The following is a 19,463-nucleotide window of genomic DNA, read 5'->3' as shown; positions in this document are numbered from 1 at the left end:
GGGTGATCTCACGCTGCCATCCCTTCGCCATGCCCCGCCATCAACTCCCCCAACTCACGAATCGTCCGCTCCCCACGCCTCGACGGCGACGACAGCCGCCCCTTCGACATCACCAGAATGCGGTCCGACAGCGCCAGCACTTCCTCCAGATCCTCCGAGATCAGCAGGATCGCAGCCCCCCTCTCCCGCGCCTCAAGCAGCCTGCGATGGACGAAGGCGACCGCGCCGACGTCGAGCCCGCGCGTCGGCTGGTTGGCGAGGATGACAGCCGGATCGGGATCGAGCGCGCGGCCGAGAATGAGCTTCTGCATGTTACCGCCGGAGAGCAGCCGAATGCGCGCGTCAGGCGACGGGCATTTTACGTCGTAGTCGCGGATGATCTCTTCCGCGAAATTTTTCGCCGCCTTCCAGTCCAGGAAACCGCGCCGGCTGAAGCGCGCGGTGGCGTAGCGCTCGGCGATGACATTTTCGGTAACGCTCATATCGCCGATCGTACCGACGGCGTGGCGATCCTCGGGGATGCGAGCGACGCCTCCGCCAAGGGCCGCGCGCGGCGACCAGTCGCGCATCGACGCGCCCTGGACGACCACTTCGCCGGACGCGGGTTTCAGCACGCCGGCGATGAGTGCCGCGAGCGTCGCCTGCCCGTTGCCGGACACGCCGGCCAGGCCGGTGATCTCGCCGGCACGAAGCTCCAGCGACAAGCCGTCGAGACGATGCGAAGAACCCTGCCCCGCAGCCGAAACACTTTTCAACTCGAGCGCAACGGCGCCGATCTTCGGTTCAGCCACTTTCGGGCTGGCGACCTCCTGCCCGACCATAAGCGATGCTAACTCCGCACGGCTGGTTTCGGCCGTCACCTGCTCGCCGGCGAGTTTGCCGGACCGCAGCACCAGCACGCGGTCGCTGACGGCCATGACCTCGTGCAGCTTGTGCGAAATGAAGATGATCGACAGCCCCTGCGCGACGAGAAGCTTGAGCGTGCGGAACAGGGCGTCGGCCTCGGCCGGCGTCAGCACTGCCGTCGGCTCGTCGAGGATGAGGATGCGCGCGTCGCGGTAAAGCGCTTTCAGGATTTCCACGCGCTGGCGCTCACCGACCGAAAGCGTTGACACGGTGGCATCGGGGTTCACCGCGAGGCCGAAATCGCCGGCGAGTTTCGATATGCGCTTTCGCGCCGCCGCGCGGTCGAGGCGCAGCTTCCAGGCGCTTTGGGTGCCGAGCGCGATGTTTTCAAGAACCGTCATGTTCTCGGCCAGCGTAAAATGCTGATGCACCATGCCGACGCCGGCATCGAGTGCGGCGCGCGGATCGCCGGCAGGCAGTTGCTTGCCGAAAACCTCGACGGTGCCTTCGTCGGCCACGTAATGACCGAACAGGATGTTCATCAGCGTCGTCTTGCCGGCACCGTTCTCGCCAAGCAGCGCGATGACCTCACCGCGCTTAAGGTCGAAGGAGATGCCATTGTTGGCGACCAGCGGACCGAAGCGCTTGGTGATGCCGGACAGGCGCAGGACGGGTGCGGCGGCCTCCCCTCCCCCTTGAGGGGAGGGTGGCGGCGAAGCCGCCGGGTGGGGTTGTTGCGGCAGGGCTCGGCGTCCTCTTTTGCATGACTTGTTCAAGTGAAGGTCGAGCTTCTCAGCCACGACCCCACCCGACCCGCTGCACGGGCCACCCTCCCCTCAAGGGGGAGGGATAGTTGCGCTAGCTCGACTTCGGCTCGTTGTCATTGACCTCGACGGTAAACGACCCGTCCTTGATCGCCTTTTCCTTTTCGGCGACCTTGGCCATCACCTCGGCCGGCACCTTGCCTTCGAACGTGCCGAGCGGGGCCAGCGAGCAGCCGCCGGCCTTCATGAAGGAATAGACGCCGTAGTCGTCGGCCTTGAAGGAGCCGGCCTTAACCTCGGCGATCGCCTTGTCGAGCGTCGGCTCGAAATGCCAGAGCGCCGAGGCGACCACGGTCTCGGGATAATCGGCCTGCGTGTCGATGACATTGCCGACGGCCAGAACCTTCTTCTCCTTGGCCGCGTCCGACACGCCAAAGCGCTCGGCATAAAGCAGGTCCGCGCCGCCATCGATCTGCGCGAAGGCGGTTTCCTTGGCCTTGGGCGGATCGAACCACGAGCCAATGAAGGCGACCTGGAACTTGGTGTCGGGGGCGCTTTCCTTCACGCCGGCCATGAAGGCGTTCATCAGCCGGTTGACCTCGGGGATGGGGTAGCCGCCGACCATGCCGATGTTCTTCGACTTGGTCATGGCGCCGGCGATGATGCCGGAGAGATAGGACGCATCCTGGATGTAATTGTCGAAGACGGAAAAATTCGGCAAGGCAGCATCCGGCTTGAAGCTCGATCCCATCAGGAAGGCGACATCAGGATAATCCTTGGCGACGCTGCGGGCAGCTTCCTCGACGCCGAAGACCTCGCCGAGGATCAGCTTGTGGCCGGCCTCGGCATATTCGCGCATGACGCGCTCATAGTCGTTGTTTGAGGTGTTTTCCGAATAGACATATTCGATGTCGCCACGTTCCTTGGCGGCGTTAGCCGCCTTGTGGATGCGGCTGACCCATTGCTGCTCGACAGGCACGGTGTAGACCGCAGCCACCTTGATCGGGTCAGCTGCAAGAAGACGTGTCGGCAGGCCGGCGACAGTGGCAAGGGCTGCAGTTGCGCCTGCGGCCTTGAGCACCGACCGGCGCGAGAAAGACGAAAAAACGATTCCATTTTTAGGCATTTTTGACCACCTCTGGCTGTTACGGGCTCAAGCCAAGTCCCGGCCCGTTTTTTATCATTTGGTCAACGGTATTCGAATTTCCGAAACCCGGCAATCGCTCGGAAAAGCCTTTCACCCGCGGTCAACAAGATCCCGATGCGCCGGGGCGCACCGGCCAGTATTTTTGGATTTTCCGCCGTCCGCGCCTATATCACTAATAATATTCGCCGCGCCGGCATAAAAAGTCTCGGCAGTACGTCATGTACAGCCCTTACCTTTTGCGCTGAAACGGTATTGCAGAGGTACTTATGTTCGCCGGCGTGATATCCATCAGTTTCTGCGAATGCCGATGCAACGGCGCAGACCCTGAAACGACACCCGGAAAGGACCAAGAAGAACATGGCAAAAAAGCCGAACTACGACCAGGAGCGCAGGGATCGCGATCGGATAAAGGCGGCCAAGAAGGCTGAGAAGGCCGAAAAGGCCAAGGCAGCGAAGACGGAACGCAAACCGGACGATGCGAACGAGGCGGAGGCCAAGTAGACGCGCTGCCGGAAATACAATCACTTAGCGAGGTAAGCGCTTCGCATCGACCGAGTCAGGAGTACGATCATGAAGCTTCACGCAGCTGAACAGAAAATCGCCAAGACCGACACCGCCGCACGCCAGATCATGAGTGCGGAACTGGTCGCTCGGGAAAAGAAAACCGCGCGCCTGAAAGTGCTTCGACTCCAAAAGGAAGAAGCCGCACGCGTCGAGGAGGCAAACAACCCAGCCCCGGTGAAGCGCGCGCCTCGCAAGAAGGCTCTGCCGAAAACCGCTTAAAGCATGTCGCGCAAAAGTGTGCAGCGGTTTTGCGATAACGACATGCGTAAAAACAAAGACTTAAAGCGCAAGAAGCGAATTTGAAAAATCGCGACGCGCTTTAAGCCACAGGCGCCTTGTCGCTGACCAGCACGTCCGCCTCGCGGGCGGCGGCGATGAAGGCCCGCCTGGCTGCCATGACCGGCTTGTCGCCGGCCTGGGCATCATGACAAGCCTGAAGCGCCGCACGGTGCTTCGGGCTTTTCTTTCCGGGCCAGCTGTTGAGAAGAAAATCAGACGCTTCGCGCGTGGTTTTCAGTATCAGTTGGTTGCCGGCGGCACCTTGTCTTACGGTAACCGGAACTTCAAATCGATCGCTTTGCATCCCTGCTCTTACGCCTTTGGTCTTGCGAAAGCGAGCACTTAGATGGCCGGGCGCTCGTAGAGCGTCCTTTGCGCATCAAATTCGATGCGGCCGCGCTGAAGAAAATCGTTGAACGTTTCTTAACCCTTCCCGCAAACGCCCGGTAATGATCGCAAGACGGCATAAAGGAATGCCTGATATTGGCATGTCTCTGGCGAGGATTTAGCCAGCGTCCCAATTCGTAACGAGGACGCTGCCGAACACATAGCCCCTCGCCCGGAACTTGGTCATGATCGCCATCGCGAAACTCTCCCGTCGCTCGCTGGTCCAGGCAATCCTCGCCTTGCCGGCATTCGCCCTCATCCGCAAACTTCCCGCTCCAGCACCCGATCCCGACGAAATCATCGAGGTCAATGGCTGGATCGTCCGGCGGAGCGACCTTGCATGATCTTCGACAGTTACGAGGCGTTTCGCGCGGCCGCCTTCACGCCCAAGGTATGCATCATGGGCTCGGGGCCGGCCGGCATAACGATTGCCCGCAAGCTCGGCGCTGCCGGCATTCCAGTGGTGATCTTCGAGGCTGGCTCGAATGAGTGGACGGAGGAGTCGCAGGACTTCTACCGCGGCACCACCGTCGGCGACCCCTATTTCGATCTCGACGTGACGCGGCTGCGTTATCTCGGCGGCTGCTCGAACCATTGGGCCGGCTGGTGCCGGGTGCTCGACGCCCATGATTTTACGCCCAAGGCCTGGGCGCCCGATACGGGCTGGCCGATCAGGCGCACCGATATCGAGCCCTATCTGAAGGAAGTGCACGACATTCTCGACCTCGTCGAGTTCCGCCCGGACGCGCCGATTTCCGACGACATCAGCTGGGTGCAGTTCATCAAAAGCCCGGCAGTACGCTTCGCCGAGAAGTTTTACGGTGACCTCGACAAGAGCCAGAACATTGCCGTGGTGCTGAATACCTATGTTCGCGAACTGGTCGGTGACGGCAAGCGGGTGACAGGGGCGCATATCTGGTCCAATGGCGCGGATGCGGGTCAATTCTTGGCCGACTACTACATCCCCTGCACCGGCGGGCTGGAAAATTCCCGGCTGCTGCTGTGGTCCAACGAGCGCTCGAATGGCGGCGTTGTTCCCAGCGCGACGGCACTCGGCCGCTACTGGATGGAGCATCCGCAGTTCGAAGGCGGCAACGCCATCCTCGCCGATTACGACGAGTTCGAAGTCGACCGCACGAACGAAGTGTTCTTTTCGCCGACGCCGGCGGCGATGGAACGCAAACAGATCATGAATTTCGGCATCAGGCTGATCGAAATGCCCTATCCCGGCGTCAAGCGCCTGATCGCCGACCTTGCCTGCGTCGCACCCGACACCGCCGAATGGGCCGCCTATCAGCTCAGTCTCAATCTCCGCTGTGCCGCCCAGCTTTATGTCGGCTGGGAGCAGGCGCCGGATTTTTCAAACCACGTCGCCCTGTCGAAAACCGCTACGGACCATACCGGGGTGCCGCGCATCGAGCTCAACTGGAAGAAGCGCGACATGGAACGCCGCACGATTCTGGAAGGGTTGAAGCTGTTCGGCGAAACCATGGTCGCCAAGAATCTCGGCCGCGTGCGGCTTGCCGACTGGCTGGTCAACGGCGAAGACTACCCCACTGACCAGGAGCTTGCCGGGCACCATCACATGGGCGGCACCCGCATGAGCGAGGACCCGGCCAAGGGCATCGTCGATGGTGACTGCAAGGTCCACGGCATGGACAATCTCTATGTCGGCGGCTCGTCGGTGTTCGCGACGTCCGGGCAGTGCAATCCGACGACGACGATCGTCTGCCTGGCCGCCCGGTTGGGCGACCATCTCAGCCACAAGATCGTCTGACCGGCGGCCGGCCTTTCGATCAAGGAACGATCAGCGTTCCCGCACCATGCTCGGTGAACAGCTCAAGCAGCACCGAATGCGGCGTCTTGCCATTGAGGATGACGACGCCTTCGACGCCGCGCTCGATGGCTTCGATGCAGGTTTCGACCTTGGGGATCATGCCGCCGGAGATGGTGCCGTCCTTGATCAGCGCCTTGGCCTGGGCGACGGTCAATTCGTCGATGAGGTTCTTGTCCTTGTCGAGAACGCCGGGCACGTCGGTCAGGAACAGCAGGCGCGAGGCGCCGAGCGCGCCGGCGATGGCGCCGGCAAAAGTATCGGCGTTGATGTTGTAGGTATGACCGTCGCGGCCCGGAGCCACCGGCGCCAGCACCGGGATCATCTCGGAACGGGCAAGCAGGTCGAGCAGCGTGCGGTCGACCTCGACGGGTTCACCGACGAAGCCGAGATCGAGCACGCGCTCGATATTGCTGTCGGGGTCCTTCACCGTCTTGTGCGCCTTTTCGGCAAAGACCATGTTGCCGTCCTTGCCGCACAGCCCGATCGCCCATTCGCCCTCGGCGTTGATGAGCGCGACGATCTCCTTGTTGATGGAGCCGGCCAGAACCATCTCGACGATCTCGACGGTCTTCTCGTCGGTGACACGCAGCCCGCCCTCGAATTTGGATTCGATGCCCATCCTGGCAAGCATCGCCGCGATCTGCGGGCCGCCGCCATGAACGACGATCGGGTTGACGCCGGACTGCTTCAAAAGCGCGATGTCGCGGGCGAAGGCCTGGCCGAGCTTGGCATCACCCATGGCGTGACCGCCATATTTCACCACGACGGTCTTGTTCTCGTAGCGCTGCATATAGGGCAGAGCGGCCGATAGAAGATGCGCCTGCTCGGCAGCCTTTGCGGCAATGTCCGTCGATGTCATGAAATGTCCCCGTCGGATGGAAATCGGCGGTTACTTAGCGGCAAAGAACGCTTGGAGCAATCGGCGGAAGCGAGAAAGCTGCGCCGGGGTTCCATCGATGTGTTTCCGATGTTCACGACGCTGTGCACGGCACTTCGTCCTCCCCGCCTTAAATAAAGCCTAAACCGAAGCCTGTTTCTTTGGGCAATGCGACATGCAAATGATAACGCCCCTCTTTCCGACCCTTCCAGCCAGGATGACCCGGCGCCGCTGAACGTTCCGATCCGCTCAGCTTCGACTGTGGCGGAACCCGCGCCGGATATCGATATCGCGTTGCTCGATCGGCTCCAGCGCTCCGCATTCGATTACTTCATCGAATATTCGAACCCCGCAAACGGGCTCGTCGCCGATGCCACCAGCCCCGGCTCGCCATGCAGCATTGCGGCGGTGGGCTTCGGGCTCTCATGCTACCCGGTCGCCGTCAGCCGCAACTGGATATCGCGAGACGAGGCCATCACGAGAATTCTGGCCACGCTGCGGTTCTTCGAGCAATCGGAGCAGAGCCGGCACGTCCACGCCACCGGCTACAAGGGCTTCTATTATCACTTCCTGCATATGGAGACGGGCGAACGGGTCTGGAATTGCGAGCTTTCCGTCATCGACACGGCGATACTGATTGCCGGCATGCTGACGGCCGCGAGCTTCTTCGACGGCTCCGACCCTCGCGAAGAGGAAATACGCGCAAGTACCGCGCGCCTCTACAACCGCGTCGACTGGCGATGGTCACAGGGAAAGGACGGATTCGTCCGCCTGGGCTGGAAGCCGAAGGGAGGCTTCCTGCGCTTCAGCTGGAAGGGCTACAGCGAAGTCTTGCTGCTCCTTGTCCTCGGGCTCGGCTCTCCGACGTTTCCCTTGCACAAGGATGCCTATCGGCTATGGCTGGAAAGCTGCGACTGGCTCGATGCGAAGGACGGCGGATATCTTTATGCGGGGCCGCTTTTCATCCACCTCTTCCCGCAGGCCTGGATCGATCTTCGCGGCCTTCAAGACCCGTTCTCGGCCCAGCGCGGCATCGACTATTTCGAGAACACCCGCAGGGCGATCGCCGAGCATCGGCACTATGCGATACGCAACCCCAACAGGTTCACGGGCTATGGCGAACACCTCTGGGGGCTGACCGCCTGTGAGGGGCCGAGACGGCGGCTCGTGCTCAGAAATGGCGAGCGGCAGGGCTTGATGGGTTATATTGCGCGCGGCGCGCCGTCCGGCCCGGACGACGGAACCGTTGCCCCATGGTCCGGCCTTGCTTGTCTTCCTTTTTCGCCCGATGCAGGCTTCGACAACCTGGCCCACATTCTCTCGCACTATCCTCGTTTGCTGAAGCATGGCCGCCTGCCGGACAGTTTCAACCCGAGCGTTCGCACCACCCATCCCGAGGGCTGGATATCACCGCGCAGCGTCGGGCTGGATCAGGGGCTTATCGTGATGATGGTGGAGAATTTCAGGACCGGACTGGTCTGGGATCTCATGCGCAAGAGCGAACCCGTAAGACGCGGGCTCGATGCCAGCGGTTTCCAGGGCGGATGGCTTTGTCGGGTATGAACCCCGACTAGGCCGGCTTGAAGTTCAGAGCCAGCCCATTGAGGCAGTGGCGCTTGCCGGTCGGCTGCGGGCCATCGTCGAAGATGTGGCCGAAATGACCGCCGCAGCGGCGGCAGTGAACCTCGGTGCGGGTCATGAAGAGCGTATTGTCCGTCTTCGTGCCTATCGAATCAGGCAGCGATTGCCAGAAGCTCGGCCAGCCGGTGCCTGAATCATATTTCGCCTCGGAGGAATAGGCAGCCAGATCGCAGCCGGCGCAGTGGAAAATGCCCTTGCGCTTCTCATGGTCGAGTGGGCTCGAGCCGGGCCGCTCGGTGTCTTCCTGGCGCAGCACGGCGAATTGCTCCGGCGACAGGAGCTTGCGCCATTCATCGTCGGTTTTGGTAACCTCGAAGGTCTCGGCGATAGCATCCGTTGGCCTGCCCATGCGCCACAGCGCCGTCGTGCCGGCCAGCAATGCAGCAGCACCAGCACCTGCCAACAGAAAATCGCGGCGATTCATTCGAATATCTCCTCTTCACAACAAGCTATGTCATGCCCGGCATCACGCGCCAATCAACTCCGATTGAGACCAAGACGAAAAACGCCCCGCATCGAACACGCAGACACGTGAAGATGCGGGGCGATCCGATTGCGCCAGGTCGCAGGAGCCCTATAGCTTCCCAGCGCAATCTAGGCCTGAGACGGCCTTCTAATCAGCGAGCCACCCATTACATCTTGGGCAGCAGCACCTTGTCTATGACATGGATCACACCATTCGACTGCTTGACGTCGGCGATGGTGACATTGGCGGTGTTGCCATTCTCGTCCGTGACGGTGACCTTGCCGCCTTCGTCCTTCAGCGTCAGTTCGCAGCCGCCGACGGTCTTGGCCTTGTGCGAGCCACCGTCATCCTTGACCATTTTCATGACCACGTCCGACGTCGCGTCTGCAGCGATGACATGGCAGGTCAGGATCTTGGTCAGTTTTTCCTTGTTCTCCGGCTTGACCAGTTCGTCGACCGTGCCCTTGGGCAGCGCGTCGAAAGCTTCGTTAGTCGGCGCAAAAACGGTGAACGGACCCTTGCCCTGCAAGGTCTCGACCAGACCAGCTGCCTTGACGGCAGCGACGAGCGTGGTGTGATCCTTCGAGTTTACCGCATTCTCGACAATGTTCTTGTCTTCAAACATAGCGGCGCCGCCGACCTTCGGGTTTTCGGCATAGGCGACCGTGGCGAGGGCGGAGAGCGCGACTGCGCCGGCGAGAATGGTGGAGGTGAATCTACGCATTTTGTAACTCCCTGGGTTATTCCACATTCGGTGGATGCAAGGAGTTACGAGGATGAAAATAGTAAGTTTCGGCGCTTGCGAAAAAATATTATTTCTCGTCGCGATTTCTAAAATATCTCGCGTCAATTCATCCGCGATATTTCCACCTATAATTAGAGTTACCTAATTATAGATTCACCTATACTTCACGATAGAGTCATAGCGGTGATAAGAACTTTACTTAAATATTCTTCAGATCACCCGCAGCGACCACCGGTCCCGTCGGTTGGCCCGTCGGCGAACCGCCCGACGGCTCGAGACTGACGGCCAGAACCGCGCCTGTGGCGAGCTTCTTCTGAAGCTCGGGCGAGATCTTGAGATGAATGGTCGACCCGACCGGGATGACGCCCATGGAGACCGGCGCGTTGGTTCCTTCGATCATCCAAAGCTCGAAATCACGGCCCGCTGCGCGTTCGCCCGATACGTGCGACAGACCCACATCACCTTGAGCAGCATCATAGACGGCGAGGTAACGGACATCGCTGCCGTCGGCAGCCAGCGAGGCGACGAGGCGCGTCTCAGGCACTGGTGCAGGCGGATTGATGTAAGGCACGGCGATATAGATCGCGAGCGCCGCAACCGCGGCGGCAGCCAGCCCACGCCAGAAGGCGAGGCTCGACCACATGCCGGCTTGGCGCGCGGCCTGGGATTGCGCCGCCCCGCTGAACAGCCGCCGGTCGACAGCGGGCTTCACGGAAGCCGGCGCTTCGACTTCGGGATAGGCTTCGGCAAGCGGGGACAGGTGAACCTCCCAGCGATCGACAAGACGCGCGAACTCAGGCTCGCCGTCGATGCGGCGGGCAGCTCCCTGCCGTTCATCGTTCGGCAGAACGCCAAGAACGTATTCGGCAGCGATCATGTCATCGCCGCCACGTTCCGGTTCGTTGTTGTCTGCCAGCGTCATCGCTCGAGGCATTCCCTCAGTTTCAGCAGGCTGCGGCGCAGCCAGGTTCGCATCGTGTTCAGCGGCACGCCGTAGCGTTCCGCCAGTTCGGCGTAGCTCTCGCCCTTGAGATAGGCGCCCCGGACGGCTGCCGCCCGGTCTTTCTCCAGCTCCTCCAGACAGTGATGGATGCGCTCGTTTTCGCCGCCCGCCACCGCCGCCGCCTCAGGCCCGGGCGCCGGATCGGCCACGTCGAGCGCGGCGTCGATATCGACGGCAGGCTGGCGTCGCGCCCGGATACGGTCGATCGCGTGATTACGCGCAACCGCCACCAGCCACGATATCGGGCTCAAATCCGAGACTGCAAAACGGTCGGCCTTCATCCATATCTTGACGAAAACCTCCTGCAGGGCTTCCTCAGCTTCTGCGCGATCGTTCAAGACACGCAGGCAGACGCCGAAAAGTTTCGCGCTCGTCTGCCGATACAACAGGTCGAACGCCACCCGGTCCTTCATCGAAGTCCGGACGATCAGCTTTGTGATGTCTTGTGGCGTCATCGAAGCCAAATTAGGGCTTTGCAGTTGATTTGCAACGGCACAGATGCTGTTTCCGCGCCGGCGCGCAGGGCAGCAATTTCAGCGCTGCTTCATCAGGTGCGGCAGCTCTTTCAGGAACATCTCCCGCACCTTCGGGCCTTTCGGAGAGTCGGCGCTATCCGCGCCCACCTGCATGCGCGCGAAGACGACTTTACGCCCGTCCCTCTCCGCCCAGCCGACAAACCAGCCCAGAGGCTTGTTCCTGTTCGCCTTGCCTGCATCATCGCCGAGCCTGCCGCTGCCGGTCTTGCCGTGGACGGTCCAGCCGCCCTGCGCGCCGAAACTCGGGATGACCGCCATGGTCATGGCGTTGGCCTTGCGTGAGACCGGCAGTTTGCCGGCAAGAAAGCTGCGCACGAAAGCAGCCTGTTCGTCCGGCGAGATCTTCAGCGACGACTTCAGCCAGGAATGCGTCAGGCCGTTGTTCTTACCCGCATCGCCGGAGACATCCATGTTGCCGTAGCCGAGCTTTTTGACATAGGCGGCGAATTTTTCCTCGCCGAGCCGGCGCGTGATTTCACGCGAAAACCAGAGGACGGAATCCTTTTCCCAGATCGTCGGATCGACGGTCTTCCGGTCCCGCTTCACCGCATCGAATTCGGGTTGGTAATCCCAGGCAGGCGTGTGTTCGTCGCTGAGGATTCCGGCATCGTAACCCATCAGCGCCAAGGGAAACTTGAAGGTCGAGAATGGGTTGAGACGCCTGTCGCAGATGCCCTCGCGATGAAGAACGTCACCTGACGCCGCGTCCAGTATTACCGTGCATTCGGGGGCGCGTTTCTGTGACGCGGCCAAAGCTGGAAAGGCGAGGCCGGCCGCAAAGGCAAACAAAAGCGCGGGCATCCTGAGTTTGTCGATCATCATTCGAAATCCATTCGGCTGGGTGCAGTGCAGGCCTGCACGGAACCGCGAACTGGTTACCGATGTGTTGATGCCGCTTCGGTTTGAACATCTATTTTCGCTTGACCTCAACCGTACTTGAGGTCCTACAAACCCATTCGACCTATCGGGAAAATCCCGAACCAGGGAGAATGTTATCATGCAAGCAACAGTTCAGAACGACGACCTCGGTCTCGTCGTCTTCATCAACATCTTCACCGTGAAACCCGGCAGGCTGGACGATTTCATCGCCATCCAGAAGGCCAATCTCGATGGCTCTGTCGGTGTCGTCAAAGGCTGGCGCGGCAGCCGCCTGCATCGCGCCACCGACGGCCGGACCGCGATCATGATGAGCGCGTTCGACACGATAGGCGACCACAAGCGCGTGCACGAAACCAGCCGGTTTGCCGAACACGTCCAGAAGGTCAGACCCCTGATCGAAAGCGCGGGACCGGGATATTATCAGGTCGTCCACGAAGTCGGGCAGATATAGGCGCCGTGACGCGCGGCAAGCCGCCAACATCGCCTTGTTTTTCCCTTTCCCTGCGGGGGTTTCTTGGAGCAAACAGCTGCGGGCGGCATTTGCAAGGACTGTGCTGTTCGTTGTAGCCATTCTGATCGCTTGATCCGGGAGGAGACGCAGCATGGACCGATTCACCGGCGGTTGCCTGTGCGGCAACGTCCGATTTGTGGCGTCGGGTGCGCCATACCGGGTCGGCATTTGTCACTGTCTCGACTGCCGCAAGCATCATGGCGCGCTTTTTTACGCTGCCGCGGTGTTCCCTCAGGATGCGGTGACGATCGATGGCGAAACACGCGACTATGCCGGGCGGTTTTTCTGTCCCCGCTGCGGCTCGTCGGTTTTCGCACGCAGCGCTGACGAAATCGAAGTGCACCTGGGCGCCCTGGATGCCCCTGACCAACTGATGCCAACCTACGAGAGCTGGACCGACCGTCGCGAGTCCTGGCTGCCGCCGTTTCCGCTCACGAAACGATATGAGCGCGATCGTGAGACATCGGGACGCTTTGAGGAGTAGCTCGCATCAATTTGGACATTCAAATTCGACCGGCCACAAGAGAGACGAGGAATGCGTTTTCGTCTCTCTTGGATGAAGCAAATGCGTGGCAAAAGGCGCGCGGTTCGGAGGGATGGTCCTCTCCTTTCGACGATGACTGGATGCTGCCACGCATAGAGCGCGGTGAACTGTTCCTGGTTTATCTGGACAGCGAGCCTGTTTCCGCATTTCGCATCCTCTGGGAGGACCGCCCGTTTTGGGGGGAACGGGAAGTCGGCGATAGCATCTACCTTCACACCTTCGCCGTTCGGCGAAGCAAAGCCGGCCTTGGCATTGGGGAGGCCGTCATTGAAAAAGTCGTCGGCATGGCACGCGAGCGCGGCCTCGCCAAAGTCCGGCTTGACTGCTTCCTCTCCAGCGCAAATCTGATCGCATTTTACGAGCGCAACGGGTTCGTTTCGGTCGGAACCACATCCATGAAAGGCAAGATGATGAATCTCATGGAAAGAGCCATCTGACTTTTCACCCGTTGCAGTCGACCCTCACTCCGGCAGCCCCGCCTTGCGAAACCCCACCACGAAGTGCTCAAGCACTGCTGCATCGCGGAACGGCTCCGTCGCCGCCCAGTGACGGGTCGTGAAATCCGGGTTGCCGACGAGGAACAGTTCGGCCTCTGCGCGCGCCTCGTCGAGCCGGCCGAGTTGCGCAAGGCTTGCCGCCAGGAAACGGCGTGAGCTTGTGCGGTACGTCTCGTCCCGGCGCAGCGTCTCGACAGCGGCTTCGTATTGTCGGTGCGCATATTGCGCCTGGCCGAGTGCCAGGTAGTACCAGCTTGCCGGAAACGGATTCAGCCGGAACGCCTTGGCGATATGCCCGAGGCCCTCATCGACCCGCCCGGCGAGCACCGCAATGTCGGATAATGCCGCCCAGGCGTCGGCCTCGTTGGGGTCGAGCTCGATCGCGTGCTCGAATTCCGCATCCGCCTCGACGAAGCTGCGCTCATAGGCAAGCAGATAAGCCAGCACCCAGCGGCAGCCGGCATCGTTGGGGTCGATCGCCACCGCCTTGCGCGCCAGCTCCAGGGCAACGCTGCGGGAAGCCACAGTCGGCCCGCCGGAATGCACCCATCCCATCCAGTGGTTCATAGCCAGCCAGCGATAGGCCTCGGCGTATTCCGGATCGAGCGAGACCGCGCGCGTCAGCATCAGATGCGCTTCTCGCGCCGCTTGCGGCGTGTCATCCATCAATTTACGCGCTCGCGCGCAGAGATCGTATGCCTCGATATTTTGGGGCCTATGGCGCGGCAGCGGTGCGCGCAGCCGGCCGAGCAACGCCTCGACGATCCTCGCCGTGACCTCGTCCTGGACGGCAAAGATGTCTTCCAGGCCGCGATCGAAGCGTTCCGCCCATAGATGTTCGCCGCTCACCGCGTGGACCAGCTGGGCGTTGATGCGCACGCGGCCTCCGGCGCGTCTTGCACTGCCTTCCAGGAGGTAGCGCACGCCAAGCTCCTCGGCGATCTCGCGCACGGCGAGCGCCTTTCCCTTGTAGGCAAAGGCCGAGTTGCGCGCGATGACGAACAGGCCGGAATTCCTGGACAGGTCGGTGATCAGGTCTTCGGTCAATCCATCCGCGAAAGCGTCCTGCTCGGGATCGTTGCCGAGATTGACGAAGGGCAGCACGGCTATCGATGGCTTGTCGGGCAGTGGCAAAGGTTTTCGCTTCGCGCTGCCGCGCTGTTCGACGGCGCCGGTGAAGCGGTAGCCGACGCGCGGAACGGTAGTGATCCATTCGCCGCTCCCATCACCGGTCGGGCCAAGCAGCTTCCTGAGCTGCGCGATCTGGACGGTGAGGTTGCCCTCCTCGACGGCCATGCCCGGCCATGCCGCGTCCATTAACTCGGCCTTGCCCAGGATTTCCCCGGGCCGTCCGACAAACGCTGCAAGCAGCTTCAGTGCGCGGTAGCCAACGGCAACGGGGTCATCGTTCCGAAGAAGCGTTCCTGCATCGGAATCAAGCACGAACGGACCAAAGGCAAAGCGCGATCCCTGCATAGGGCGCATCTTTAGAGCCTTTCAAGCCTGGATGGAACCGTCCCGCCGGAGGAAGCCGGTTTCAAACCTGCCGCACGATGGTGCCGATCGCATTGACGAGAAGGCGCGCGGCGGTCAGGGCCGACAGGCCGTCAATGTCGGCGGGAGGATAGAGTTCGACAAGGTCGAAGCCTGCGATCCTGGCCCGCCTGCCGACGCCCGCAATCAGGTCGATGACCTGTGTGTAGGTGAGACCGCCGGGCGTACGCGCTGCCACGCCCGGCATGATGCCGGGATCGAGGCCGTCGCAGTCGAGGGTGACGACGACGCGGGCTCCTTGCGGAATATGCCGCAGAGCGGTGCCGACACCCTGGGCGTGAACCTCGCGGGCGGTGACGAAGCGGCTGCCGTAGCGCTGCGCCGCTTCGATCTCGGCGAGGCGCGCGCTGCCGACGCTGCGCAGGCCGACCTGCACCATGCCGGCGACATGCGCCATCTCGCTCGCCCGGCGCATCGGGTTCGAGTAGCCGTAGCGCTCGCCATTCACCTCGTCGCGCCAGTCGATATGGGCGTCGATCTGCAGGATCCAGACCGGACCGTGCTCGGCAAAGCCGGCGAGGAAGGGAATGACCACGGAATCATCGCCGCCGATGAGGATCGGCACGGCCGGCAAGGCCAGGACCTCGCGCGTCTTCGCCTCGATCCGGGCCCGGTTGCCGGCATTGTCATGCATGGTGGTCAAGATGTCGCCGGTGTCGATGCAGCAGACCGGCCTGCCGTCGAACAGCGGGCCGCCGAGATCGAAATCCCAGTGCTCGACGAGCCCGGCATCCGCCTGGCTTGCAGCGCGGATGGCGTCGGCGGCCAATTCATAGCCGTTGCTGTCCTCGCCGGGATAGGTGCTGCCGTGAGCGGCTCCGAAGATCACAGCACGGGGCATGCCGCCATCGGCGAGGCGATCGGGAAAGCCGAGAAAGGGAGGTGCGGCGGTCATTTCTTGATGGTTCAGCTGAAATTTCGGTGTTGAGGGCGCAGGACGAGATCATTTGCTGAAGGGCGAAATCCCACGCTGAGGGCGCAGATTAGCCCGTTTAAAAGATTTTGGAACTCTTTGCGCGAACTTGATTATGACGCTGTTCGTATCGTCCAGACGTCATCCTCTCTTGGGTCGAGCGCGCAGCTGTCGACGGCGCGCTTGACCATATCAATTCTAGTCGAGCACGACCACGGCCTCCACCTCGAATAGCATGGGGTCGATTGCCAGCTTGGGAACGGGGATCAACGTCTGGGCCGGCAGCGCTTCGCCGAACATTTCCTTGACGTCCCTGGTCAACACCTCAAGCTTGGACATATCATGATCGACCACGAAGACCGTGAGCTTGGCGACCTGATCCGGCCTGGCGCCGAGCGCATCGAGGGCGGTGCGCAGATTTGCGTAGGCCTGTTTAACCTGGACAGCGAAATCGGGCGACAAGGCTCCCGTGCTGTCTTGGCCGCCCTGTCCGGAGATATAGGCCAGCCGGGCTCCGCGGGGCGTGATCACGGCCGTGCTGTAGCCATTCGGCGAAGGGTCGTAGAGGTTTTGTGGATTGACGATAGTCAGCTTGAGATCATTCGCTGTCGCCGCGGTGGAAGTTCCCATGGTCATGATAATTAGCCCTCCGATAAGCAGATGCTTGATTGCGCGTGACATGATTTTCTCTTGAATCTGCGGACCGCGAGCAAAGTCCCCTCGCGGCCGGCGTGATTGAACTTCAGCCCATCGCCCAGATTGATCGTGCGATGTACGAGTCATCGTATGGTACGACGTACGAGTCAAGCGCTCAAGATCGACATTCCTGACGTTGCCTGCCAAAATCGAGGTTCCGACCAGCGAGGAAAGACGAATGGCAGCCAAACGTAGCGGCGCCCGCAGCAAACGGTCTCCACGGATAGGCGAGCAGCAACAGCCCGTGCAGGAGCCGCGCAATGAACCGCCGCTCTCGCGCGAACGTATCGTGGCGACCGCTGTTGAACTGCTGGACGCTCAAGGGCTCGACGGATTGACGATGCGTCGGCTGGCCGATCGCCTCGGCTCGGGCGTGATGAGCCTGTATTGGCACGTCGACAACAAGGAGGATGTCTTCGATCTGGCGCTCGACTCGGTGCTCGAATATCGCGGACCGCCGCAACCAATCGAGTCTCAAGCATGGCGCGAGAAAGTCTTTCATATGCTCGAAGACTGGCGCGCCAGCATGCTGCGCCATCCCTGGTCGGCATCGCTGTTGCCGCGCCGGGCGCTCGGCCCGAACATCCTCAGCCGCCTGGAACTGCTGAGCAAGATCTTGTCCAGCGCCGGTGTAGCGGACGCGGGTCTGAACGTCGCGATATGGTCGCTCTGGAACTATGTGATGGGCGCCACCATCACCCGGGCGAGCTTCGACGTCTCGGACGACGACAGGAACGCGGCGCAGCAGCGCCTTACACGTCTCAGCGAACGCTACCCGACAATCGAACGCTCCCGCCTGCTGTTGGATAACGATTGGGATGGTGCTTTCCGGGAAGGCCTCGGCTTGCTGCTCGATGGCCTGTCTCCAAGATAACGAACGCTTCCTTCGCCTCGTACTCAAATGCGTAGGATCGATGCCAGTCGGTTGCATGTAGCCGTTTGGAAGTTTTTCGAACTATTTGGGCGCGCTTAATTACGGCGCTGTTCGCATCCTGCAGAATTCAGCCTCTTTCAGGTCAAGGGCCCCGGCCCTCAACCATAGGAGGTTGCCATGAACGATACATTCGCGTCGGCCCCGCGAAGCATTATCGCGACCTGGAGCGAGCGGATACGCTTTCGCTGGAACCTTGAGCAAATGGCGAAGGCCAATCCCCATTTGATCGACGATATCGGCCTGACGAAACGGCAGGCCGAGGCTGAGATCGCCAAGCGCTTCTGGCAAGCATAGGCGAATGCCGCAATGAAAGCCGCCGCAGCGGTTCGCCGGCATGGTCTGCCAGACCGGCTTGCCGTTCAGCCGCCGCGAACGGCGAGCGCTATTGCCTCGCGCAGTTCTTCCATGCCGTCGCCCTTCTCCGAAGAGGTAGCGATAACGGTGGGAAAGGCAGCCGCGCGCTTGCGTATCTTTTCCAGTGTCTCGGTGATCAGGCGCGGCACGCCGGCCGCCTTGATCTTGTCGGTCTTGGTCAGCACGATCTGGTAGGAGACGGCAGCCTTGTCGAGAAGGGTCAGCACATCCTCGTCATTCTTCTTGATGCCGTGGCGCGCATCGATCAGGACATAGACGCGCTTCAGCGTGACCCGCCCCTTGAGATAGTCGAAGACCAGCTTGGTCCATTCGTCGACCTGATCCTTCGGCGCCTTGGCGTAGCCGTAGCCCGGCATGTCGACCAGCGCCATCGGCGGCAGGTCGTCGCCCACCCCCGAAAAGCCGTCCGGCACGAAATAGTTGAGCTCCTGCGTGCGCCCAGGCGTGTTGGAGGTGCGCGCAAGGCCCTTCTGCCCGACCAGCCCGTTGATCAGCGAAGACTTGCCGACATTGGAGCGCCCGGCAAAGGCGATCTCGGGCGGGCCTTCCGGCGGCAGGAATTTCATCGACGGAACGCCGCGGATGAAAATCCATGTGTTGGTGAAGAGGCTGCTCGCCACCGGCAGGCTCGTCTTTGTGTATTCGCTCAATTCGCTTGCTCCAGCCGGGAAATGTCGGCGCCGCGTATGGCATCAAGGTTACGCGTCACCTTGTCAACCGGCCAATCCCACCAGGCCACCCTCAGCAGGCGATCGACGGTCCTTCTGTCGAAGCGCGTCTTGACGACTTTGGCCGGATTGCCGGCGACAATGGAGTAAGGCGGCACGTCATGAGTGACGACTGCACGCGCGGCAACGATCGAGCCATCTCCGACGGTGACGCCCGGCATGATCAACGCTTCCATGGCGATCCAGACGTCGTTTCCGATGACCGTATCGCCGCGCACTTCCTTGGACCACGTCGTCGGGTCGAACCCAACCTCCCAGCCATGGCCGAAAATGTTGAACGGATAGGTGGAAAAGCCGGACATGGCGTGATTGGCGCCGTTCATGACGAACTTCGCGCCCTCCGCGATTGCGCAGTATTTCCCGATGATGAGCTTGTCACCGATGAAGGGATAGTGGTGCAGTACACATTTTTCGACGAAGCGGTCGGGACCGTCCGGATCGTCGTAATAGGTGAAATCGCCGATTTCGATGTTTTCGGCATCGACCAGCGCCTTAAGGTAGCCGACGCGCGGGTGAAGCGCTACCGGGTGCTTAATGGAGGGATTGGGACCAGTCATGGCAAGTTCCGTCGTGATGGATTCGCAAGGGATGAGATGATGCGATCCGCTCCGGCGCATTTGACGCCTGGCGAAACGGATCTCGCTCAACCGACCATCGAAACAACTCCTGTTGATGACCTGTTTAGCCTTGAGACCTTGGTGCGTCCACACCGAATTGCTGGCCGCGACGGTAACGTCATC

Annotated in this window: 24 protein-coding genes; 10 read left to right on the top strand and 14 right to left on the bottom strand. The window is 61.3% G+C overall.

The window, feature by feature from the left end; genetic code table 11:
- Positions 1–8 precede the first annotated feature (8 nt).
- Together G6N74_RS19040 and G6N74_RS19035 are read right to left on the bottom strand one after the other, a co-directional pair.
- On the bottom strand, positions 9–1,514 hold the full coding sequence (locus tag G6N74_RS19040; protein WP_246245823.1) for an ABC transporter ATP-binding protein: 1,506 nt from the start codon (positions 1,512–1,514) through the stop codon (positions 9–11).
- A gap of 190 nt (positions 1,515–1,704) precedes the next feature.
- On the bottom strand, positions 1,705–2,736 hold the full coding sequence (locus G6N74_RS19035) for a BMP family protein (protein ID WP_165119528.1): 1,032 nt from the start codon (positions 2,734–2,736) through the stop codon (positions 1,705–1,707).
- A gap of 378 nt (positions 2,737–3,114) precedes the next feature.
- Here G6N74_RS19035 and G6N74_RS19030 point away from each other — a divergent pair, with 378 nt between their 5' ends.
- Positions 3,115–3,258: a hypothetical protein gene (locus G6N74_RS19030; RefSeq protein ID WP_091916363.1), complete on the top strand. Its 144-nt coding sequence runs from the start codon at positions 3,115–3,117 to the stop codon at positions 3,256–3,258.
- Between the two features lie 69 nt (positions 3,259–3,327).
- Positions 3,328–3,540, top strand: coding sequence for a hypothetical protein (locus G6N74_RS19025; protein ID WP_091916361.1), 213 nt, complete (start codon positions 3,328–3,330; stop codon positions 3,538–3,540).
- Between the two features lie 100 nt (positions 3,541–3,640).
- On the opposite strand, the gene G6N74_RS19020 is transcribed toward G6N74_RS19025, so the two are convergent.
- Positions 3,641–3,904 (bottom strand): DUF982 domain-containing protein, encoded by a 264-nt coding sequence (locus tag G6N74_RS19020; protein WP_091916359.1) that lies wholly within the window; start codon positions 3,902–3,904, stop codon positions 3,641–3,643.
- Between the two features lie 268 nt (positions 3,905–4,172).
- Here G6N74_RS19020 and G6N74_RS19015 point away from each other — a divergent pair, with 268 nt between their 5' ends.
- Both G6N74_RS19015 and G6N74_RS19010 read left to right on the top strand, forming a co-directional pair.
- Complete coding sequence (locus G6N74_RS19015) at positions 4,173–4,331, top strand: hypothetical protein (protein WP_165119527.1); 159 nt, start codon at positions 4,173–4,175, stop codon at positions 4,329–4,331.
- On the top strand, positions 4,328–5,764 hold the full coding sequence (locus G6N74_RS19010; RefSeq protein ID WP_165119526.1) for a GMC oxidoreductase: 1,437 nt from the start codon (positions 4,328–4,330) through the stop codon (positions 5,762–5,764). Before G6N74_RS19015 ends, G6N74_RS19010 begins: the two co-directional genes overlap by 4 nt.
- Positions 5,765–5,783: 19 nt before the next feature.
- Here the strand turns inward: G6N74_RS19010 and argB are convergent, their stop codons facing one another.
- Entirely contained in the window at positions 5,784–6,683 is a 900-nt protein-coding gene (argB, locus tag G6N74_RS19005) for an acetylglutamate kinase (RefSeq protein ID WP_165119525.1), read from the bottom strand.
- 279 nt (positions 6,684–6,962) lie between these two features.
- On the opposite strand from argB, the gene G6N74_RS19000 reads away from it, so the two are divergent.
- Positions 6,963–8,264 carry a glucoamylase family protein gene (locus G6N74_RS19000; RefSeq protein ID WP_312857897.1) on the top strand — a complete coding sequence of 434 codons (1,302 nt, stop codon included), beginning with the start codon at positions 6,963–6,965 and terminating at the stop codon, positions 8,262–8,264.
- A gap of 7 nt (positions 8,265–8,271) precedes the next feature.
- On the opposite strand, the gene msrB is transcribed toward G6N74_RS19000, so the two are convergent.
- From msrB to blaOXA, 5 genes are all read right to left on the bottom strand, one after another.
- Positions 8,272–8,766, bottom strand: coding sequence for a peptide-methionine (R)-S-oxide reductase MsrB (msrB, locus tag G6N74_RS18995; protein WP_165119523.1), 495 nt, complete (start codon positions 8,764–8,766; stop codon positions 8,272–8,274).
- Between the two features lie 208 nt (positions 8,767–8,974).
- A complete protein-coding gene (locus tag G6N74_RS18990; protein WP_165119522.1) occupies positions 8,975–9,532 on the bottom strand; it encodes a fasciclin domain-containing protein in 558 nt (185 codons plus the stop codon).
- A gap of 220 nt (positions 9,533–9,752) precedes the next feature.
- Complete coding sequence (locus G6N74_RS18985) at positions 9,753–10,475, bottom strand: anti-sigma factor (protein WP_205826751.1); 723 nt, start codon at positions 10,473–10,475, stop codon at positions 9,753–9,755.
- Positions 10,472–11,011, bottom strand: a complete 540-nt coding sequence (locus G6N74_RS18980; protein WP_165119683.1) for a sigma-70 family RNA polymerase sigma factor — start codon at positions 11,009–11,011, stop codon at positions 10,472–10,474. The genes G6N74_RS18985 and G6N74_RS18980 overlap by 4 nt, the downstream gene beginning before the upstream one ends.
- Positions 11,012–11,089: 78 nt before the next feature.
- Entirely contained in the window at positions 11,090–11,911 is an 822-nt protein-coding gene (gene blaOXA / locus G6N74_RS18975; RefSeq protein WP_376767730.1) for a class D beta-lactamase, read from the bottom strand.
- Between the two features lie 178 nt (positions 11,912–12,089).
- Here blaOXA and G6N74_RS18970 point away from each other — a divergent pair, with 178 nt between their 5' ends.
- From G6N74_RS18970 to G6N74_RS18960, 3 genes are all read left to right on the top strand, one after another.
- Complete coding sequence (locus G6N74_RS18970) at positions 12,090–12,422, top strand: antibiotic biosynthesis monooxygenase family protein (protein ID WP_165119519.1); 333 nt, start codon at positions 12,090–12,092, stop codon at positions 12,420–12,422.
- 151 nt (positions 12,423–12,573) lie between these two features.
- Positions 12,574–12,966, top strand: coding sequence for a GFA family protein (locus G6N74_RS18965; RefSeq protein WP_165119518.1), 393 nt, complete (start codon positions 12,574–12,576; stop codon positions 12,964–12,966).
- Positions 12,967–12,977: 11 nt separating this feature from the next.
- On the top strand, positions 12,978–13,463 hold the full coding sequence (locus tag G6N74_RS18960) for a GNAT family N-acetyltransferase (protein ID WP_165119517.1): 486 nt from the start codon (positions 12,978–12,980) through the stop codon (positions 13,461–13,463).
- A gap of 24 nt (positions 13,464–13,487) precedes the next feature.
- Here G6N74_RS18960 and G6N74_RS18955 read toward each other — a convergent pair whose 3' ends face one another.
- From G6N74_RS18955 to G6N74_RS18945, 3 genes are all read right to left on the bottom strand, one after another.
- Complete coding sequence (locus G6N74_RS18955) at positions 13,488–15,008, bottom strand: winged helix-turn-helix domain-containing tetratricopeptide repeat protein (RefSeq protein ID WP_205826750.1); 1,521 nt, start codon at positions 15,006–15,008, stop codon at positions 13,488–13,490.
- Positions 15,009–15,060: 52 nt separating this feature from the next.
- Positions 15,061–15,972, bottom strand: a complete 912-nt coding sequence (locus G6N74_RS18950; RefSeq protein ID WP_165119515.1) for an agmatinase — start codon at positions 15,970–15,972, stop codon at positions 15,061–15,063.
- A 216-nt stretch (positions 15,973–16,188) separates the two neighbouring features.
- Entirely contained in the window at positions 16,189–16,671 is a 483-nt protein-coding gene (locus G6N74_RS18945; protein WP_165119514.1) for a RidA family protein, read from the bottom strand.
- Between the two features lie 193 nt (positions 16,672–16,864).
- Here G6N74_RS18945 and G6N74_RS18940 point away from each other — a divergent pair, with 193 nt between their 5' ends.
- Both G6N74_RS18940 and G6N74_RS18935 read left to right on the top strand, forming a co-directional pair.
- Complete coding sequence (locus tag G6N74_RS18940) at positions 16,865–17,560, top strand: TetR/AcrR family transcriptional regulator (RefSeq protein ID WP_165119513.1); 696 nt, start codon at positions 16,865–16,867, stop codon at positions 17,558–17,560.
- A gap of 177 nt (positions 17,561–17,737) precedes the next feature.
- Positions 17,738–17,914, top strand: a complete 177-nt coding sequence (locus G6N74_RS18935; RefSeq protein ID WP_165119512.1) for a DUF1127 domain-containing protein — start codon at positions 17,738–17,740, stop codon at positions 17,912–17,914.
- 65 nt (positions 17,915–17,979) lie between these two features.
- Here G6N74_RS18935 and yihA read toward each other — a convergent pair whose 3' ends face one another.
- Both yihA and G6N74_RS18925 read right to left on the bottom strand, forming a co-directional pair.
- Positions 17,980–18,645 carry a ribosome biogenesis GTP-binding protein YihA/YsxC gene (gene yihA / locus G6N74_RS18930; RefSeq protein ID WP_165119511.1) on the bottom strand — a complete coding sequence of 222 codons (666 nt, stop codon included), beginning with the start codon at positions 18,643–18,645 and terminating at the stop codon, positions 17,980–17,982.
- Positions 18,642–19,280, bottom strand: a complete 639-nt coding sequence (locus G6N74_RS18925; RefSeq protein ID WP_165119510.1) for a CatB-related O-acetyltransferase — start codon at positions 19,278–19,280, stop codon at positions 18,642–18,644. The genes yihA and G6N74_RS18925 overlap by 4 nt, the downstream gene beginning before the upstream one ends.
- Between the last annotated feature and the right edge of the window lie 183 nt (positions 19,281–19,463).

It is taken from the genome of Mesorhizobium zhangyense (genome assembly GCF_011045115.1).
Lineage (GTDB): Bacteria > Pseudomonadota > Alphaproteobacteria > Rhizobiales > Rhizobiaceae > Mesorhizobium_M > Mesorhizobium_M zhangyense.
This window is presented reverse-complemented; position numbering and strand designations above follow the sequence as displayed.

What these genes read in the sequence shown, in the direction of transcription:
- G6N74_RS19035 (WP_165119528.1), bottom strand. Translation starts at nt 2,736, where the DNA reads ATGCCTAAAAATGGAATCGTTTTTTCGTCTTTCTCGCGCCGGTCGGTG.
- G6N74_RS19030 (WP_091916363.1), top strand. Translation starts at nt 3,115, where the DNA reads ATGGCAAAAAAGCCGAACTACGACCAGGAGCGCAGGGATCGCGATCGG.
- G6N74_RS19025 (WP_091916361.1), top strand. Translation starts at nt 3,328, where the DNA reads ATGAAGCTTCACGCAGCTGAACAGAAAATCGCCAAGACCGACACCGCC.
- G6N74_RS19020 (WP_091916359.1), bottom strand. Translation starts at nt 3,904, where the DNA reads ATGCAAAGCGATCGATTTGAAGTTCCGGTTACCGTAAGACAAGGTGCC.
- G6N74_RS19015 (WP_165119527.1), top strand. Translation starts at nt 4,173, where the DNA reads ATGATCGCCATCGCGAAACTCTCCCGTCGCTCGCTGGTCCAGGCAATC.
- G6N74_RS19010 (WP_165119526.1), top strand. Translation starts at nt 4,328, where the DNA reads ATGATCTTCGACAGTTACGAGGCGTTTCGCGCGGCCGCCTTCACGCCC.
- argB (WP_165119525.1), bottom strand. Translation starts at nt 6,683, where the DNA reads ATGACATCGACGGACATTGCCGCAAAGGCTGCCGAGCAGGCGCATCTT.
- msrB (WP_165119523.1), bottom strand. Translation starts at nt 8,766, where the DNA reads ATGAATCGCCGCGATTTTCTGTTGGCAGGTGCTGGTGCTGCTGCATTG.
- G6N74_RS18990 (WP_165119522.1), bottom strand. Translation starts at nt 9,532, where the DNA reads ATGCGTAGATTCACCTCCACCATTCTCGCCGGCGCAGTCGCGCTCTCC.
- G6N74_RS18985 (WP_205826751.1), bottom strand. Translation starts at nt 10,475, where the DNA reads ATGACGCTGGCAGACAACAACGAACCGGAACGTGGCGGCGATGACATG.
- G6N74_RS18980 (WP_165119683.1), bottom strand. Translation starts at nt 11,011, where the DNA reads ATGACGCCACAAGACATCACAAAGCTGATCGTCCGGACTTCGATGAAG.
- blaOXA (WP_376767730.1), bottom strand. Translation starts at nt 11,911, where the DNA reads ATGATCGACAAACTCAGGATGCCCGCGCTTTTGTTTGCCTTTGCGGCC.
- G6N74_RS18970 (WP_165119519.1), top strand. Translation starts at nt 12,090, where the DNA reads ATGCAAGCAACAGTTCAGAACGACGACCTCGGTCTCGTCGTCTTCATC.
- G6N74_RS18965 (WP_165119518.1), top strand. Translation starts at nt 12,574, where the DNA reads ATGGACCGATTCACCGGCGGTTGCCTGTGCGGCAACGTCCGATTTGTG.
- G6N74_RS18955 (WP_205826750.1), bottom strand. Translation starts at nt 15,008, where the DNA reads ATGCGCCCTATGCAGGGATCGCGCTTTGCCTTTGGTCCGTTCGTGCTT.
- G6N74_RS18950 (WP_165119515.1), bottom strand. Translation starts at nt 15,972, where the DNA reads ATGACCGCCGCACCTCCCTTTCTCGGCTTTCCCGATCGCCTCGCCGAT.
- G6N74_RS18945 (WP_165119514.1), bottom strand. Translation starts at nt 16,671, where the DNA reads ATGTCACGCGCAATCAAGCATCTGCTTATCGGAGGGCTAATTATCATG.
- G6N74_RS18940 (WP_165119513.1), top strand. Translation starts at nt 16,865, where the DNA reads ATGGCAGCCAAACGTAGCGGCGCCCGCAGCAAACGGTCTCCACGGATA.
- G6N74_RS18935 (WP_165119512.1), top strand. Translation starts at nt 17,738, where the DNA reads ATGAACGATACATTCGCGTCGGCCCCGCGAAGCATTATCGCGACCTGG.
- G6N74_RS18925 (WP_165119510.1), bottom strand. Translation starts at nt 19,280, where the DNA reads ATGACTGGTCCCAATCCCTCCATTAAGCACCCGGTAGCGCTTCACCCG.